The 3,544-nt window shown below is 61.2% G+C and carries 3 protein-coding genes and 1 pseudogene; 2 read left to right on the top strand and 2 right to left on the bottom strand.

Annotation, left to right across the window (positions count from 1 at the left end):
• Nucleotides 1–139 precede the first annotated feature (139 nt).
• A pseudogene (locus tag CDQ91_RS20785) lies at nt 140–1,174 on the top strand (DUF885 domain-containing protein); the annotation flags it as partial.
• Nucleotides 1,175–1,755: 581 nt separating this feature from the next.
• Here the strand turns inward: CDQ91_RS20785 and CDQ91_RS20780 are convergent.
• The gene (locus CDQ91_RS20780) at nt 1,756–2,025 is read right to left on the bottom strand and encodes a hypothetical protein (protein ID WP_088474600.1); all 270 of its coding nucleotides are present in this window, start codon (nt 2,023–2,025) and stop codon (nt 1,756–1,758) included.
• A gap of 43 nt (nt 2,026–2,068) precedes the next feature.
• On the opposite strand from CDQ91_RS20780, the gene CDQ91_RS20775 reads away from it, so the two are divergent.
• Complete coding sequence (locus CDQ91_RS20775; RefSeq protein ID WP_237246100.1) at nt 2,069–2,764, top strand: SOS response-associated peptidase; 696 nt, start codon at nt 2,069–2,071, stop codon at nt 2,762–2,764.
• Nucleotides 2,765–3,210: 446 nt separating this feature from the next.
• Here the strand turns inward: CDQ91_RS20775 and CDQ91_RS20770 are convergent.
• Nucleotides 3,211–3,544: integrase core domain-containing protein (locus CDQ91_RS20770; RefSeq protein ID WP_144036846.1), on the bottom strand; the 334-nt coding region annotated here is incomplete at its 5' end.

The following is a 3,544-nucleotide window of genomic DNA, read 5'->3' as shown; positions in this document are numbered from 1 at the left end:
GGTCGGGCTCCGCCCTCCCTACGCCGCGCGCAGCGCAAAGGCGCGTGTCCGATCAACCTTGCGCCATCGTGAAAGGGGGTCCCTTTTGCGCGCCGATAGGGGGTCCCGTTTGCACGCCGATTGACACGCTTATGCAAAACATGCAGATTTTTACCGCACGCGCTATGCGCCGCACTGTGTCAGGTCGGACAGCATCTCCGCGCAACCGGGCGGCAAGGCATATTATGCTTTTCGCATCCGGGAGGAAACAACCACGAACCTGACGGCCGAGCAGATCCATGCCATCGGCCTGCGCGAACTCGCACGCATCCACGCCGATATGGAAAAGGTCGCTAAAGACGCGGGTTTTGCTTCAAGGGCTGCTTATTTTCGGGAGCTCAAATCCAATCCCGTATATTTTGCAAAAACTCCCGAAGATTTAATGAGCGCGACGGCGCGGGTTGCCAAGCAGATCGACGGGATGATGCCGAAATATTTCGGGCGGCTGCCGCGTCTTTCTTATGGGCTTCGTGAAATTCCCAGCGAGATCGCCGAAGGGACCACCACGGCCTTTTACGGCCCCGGCGCGCCGGAAACCGGGATTTCGGGGACATATTACGTCAATGTTTCCAAGCTCGACCAGCGCCCGCTTTGGGAAATACCCGCGCTGAGCCTTCACGAATCTGTCCCCGGCCACCACCATCAGATCGCGTTGCAGCAGGAACTCGAAATCCCGCCGTTCCGACGGAACTTCGCCTTCTTCACGGCCTTCGTCGAAGGCTGGGGTCTCTACGCTGAAAGCCTCGGGTCCGAAATGGGCCTCTATGATACGCCGGCAAAAAAGATGGGTCAGCTTTCATACCAGAGCTGGCGAGCGGCTCGGCTCGTCGTTGACACGGGCATCCACGCCAAGGGCTGGAGCAAGGCGCGCGCGGTCGCCTTCATGCGTGAGAACACGGGACTCTCCGACGCAAATATTGACGCTGAGGTGAACCGTTACATTAGCTGGCCGGGCCAGGCACTGGCGTATAAATTGGGGGAAATTCGTATCCTTGAGCTGCGAACGAAAGCGCAATCGGAACTCGGCGATAAGTTTGATCTTCGGGCATTTCACGATGCGCTTCTGGCTCAAGGTCCAGTGCCGCTCGACACGTTAGGCAGGCAAATCGACGCGTGGATAGTTAGTTGGAAGTAGCCGACACCGATTTACTCGTTCCCGAGGCGACCGAAATTTGATTACTGCGGTCCCGTCTCATGGAGACTGCACTGAATAAGAGGCTACACGCCTTGATGTTTCCGCGTTGCTTTCGTTTGAGAACGGCCCTTCGCTGCGGCAGTTGCGATCGCCGCAGCCAGGAGCCTTGTGCCAATGTCTGCTTTCGGCCGCCAAAAGCTAGGAACAGACCGTCTCAAATCGGCCAGAACTCCCGATAACGCGCGCTCAATGGTGATGATGACGGCGGCGCTGCTGTCTAGCGACAAAGTCGAAAAGGTCGAGGAAAAGGTCTGGTTGTTGCTCAACCGCGCGTCGCGCGCCGGCGATCCCGAGGTCACGCGCCTGGTGGACCACCGGCAGACCATGCTCACGCAAGACAAACGATCGCTCTCCACTGCCCGCAGTGCGCAAACGCATGCGCTGCCTGCAATGCTATTATGCCAAGCGGAAGCGGACGCTTGCGACGTTGGAGCTGGTGGACGTCGATCACACCCGCCAGCTGCCGATGCCCGATATCATCGAATGGAAGCGCCAGCTCCGGCGGCGGCGCTAAAGGCCGCTCAGTCCGAGAGGCTTTCGTCTTCGATCGCCGCGGTGATCATACGGTCCCAGATCTCGGCGTCGCCCACCGCAAGCATGCGGCCGCTCGGCTCGCGCAGGGTGCGCAGCACGGCAAGCGCCACCGGCGCATAGTCGGGCCACAGGTCGTCGACCGCGGGTCCCGCCGACCCCATGTCGCCTTCGGCGTTGCGGCTCAGCGCATGCCCGGCCAGCACCCGGGCGACGCGCTCGACGGGCGCGGTCTTGGCAGCATCATAATCGGCAGTCATGGCGTGTCTCCTTCGCATCGCGAACGCGCGTCCGGCTGGCCGGTTGCCGATTGACAGGCTGCGCGGCCGCAGCATGATCGCATGCGTGTGCAATCTCTACACCAACAAGAGCACGGTCCAGGAGATGGCGAACCTGTTCGGGACGCCCGCGACCTACGGCTTCAACGCGCCCGCCGACGTCTATCCGCAATATCCCGGCATCGTCTTGCGCGAAGATCAGGGGCAACGCATCCTGCAGCAGATGACCTGGGGCTTCCCCCGCCACTCGACCAACAAGCGCACCGGCAAGCCGAACAAGCCCACCGCAACCAACAATGCCCGCGACGACAAACTGTGGACGATCTGGCGCCAGTGGTTCACCGACCCCGCCCAGCGCTGCCTCATCCCGTTCACGTCGTTCGCCGAGGCCGAGGGCGAGCCCGGCAAGATGACCCGCACCTGGATCCGCGTCGCCGACCAGCCGCTTGCGGCCTGGGCGGGCCTGTGGCGCCCGACCGATGAATGGGGCGACGCCTATACCGGCGTCATGGTCGATGCGACGAAGGAGCTTTGGGACATCCACGACCGGATGCCGGTCATCCTGCACGCCGACGCGTATGACGCCTGGCTTCGCGCCGACGCCGAGGAGGCGATGCAGCTCGTGACCCAATATCCTGCCAGCCAGCTCGTCGCCGAGCGCACCGATGATCCGTGGTTCGCACGGAAGGCGAAACAAGCGGACGATAGGACGCTGATCTGATGCTCCGTCTGTGGCCCGACCCACGCGATAGCGAACCTGAAAGCCTGTTGTGGCTATGGTCGATCCTGTTTTCTCTGGCGGTCATTGCAACCGCGACAATCTGGACCCGCATTGTCAGCTAGCGAGCCGTGCAGTCGCATTGGGCCAAATCGAACAGCGTGATTATTGGTCAGCAATGCGCCTCATCCCAGTCATAGCCCGCCGTGCACCAGCTGCGTAAAAGCTTCCATTGGGGCGTGTCAGAACATCACGGCAGGAACACGCCAAATTAAGGCATTTGGCGACAAAGCGATTTGCACAAAAAGCCGTCATACCTCCACTCCCCAGACGGCGGCAGTGTCGGGTTGAAATTTGCCAAAGGACAGCTCAAAAACGCCCGATCAGAAGGTTCTACGACTAGTCTCACTCCTAGTGACCGGCCCCCACCGAGTGGTCCGCGTGGACTGTTAGTGCATTGACGCCTCCATCGCCAGTGTTGGCCGTAGGTGGAGCGAAGCGGAACCGGAGGGCGACACTGGCGATGGAACGGCCTCTGGCGCCGGTGGCCGATACCCGAGCGAGCTGTGCGGCCGGACTGTGTTGTAATGTCGCCGCCAAGCCTCGATCAGGATCCGGGCCTCGGCGAGCGAGTAGAAGATCTCGCCATTGAGCAATTCATCGCGCAGCGACCCGTTGAAGCTCTCGCAGTATCCATTCTCCCATGGCGATCCGGGGGCGATGTAGAGCGTCTTCACGCCGACCTTCGCCAGCCATTCCTGCACCGCCGTCGCGATAAATTCC

This window comes from Sphingopyxis witflariensis (genome assembly GCF_002205635.1).
In the GTDB taxonomy this organism is placed as follows: domain Bacteria; phylum Pseudomonadota; class Alphaproteobacteria; order Sphingomonadales; family Sphingomonadaceae; genus Sphingopyxis; species Sphingopyxis witflariensis.
The sequence above is the reverse complement of the archived record's forward strand: the minus strand, read 5'-3'. Positions and strand labels throughout refer to the sequence as shown.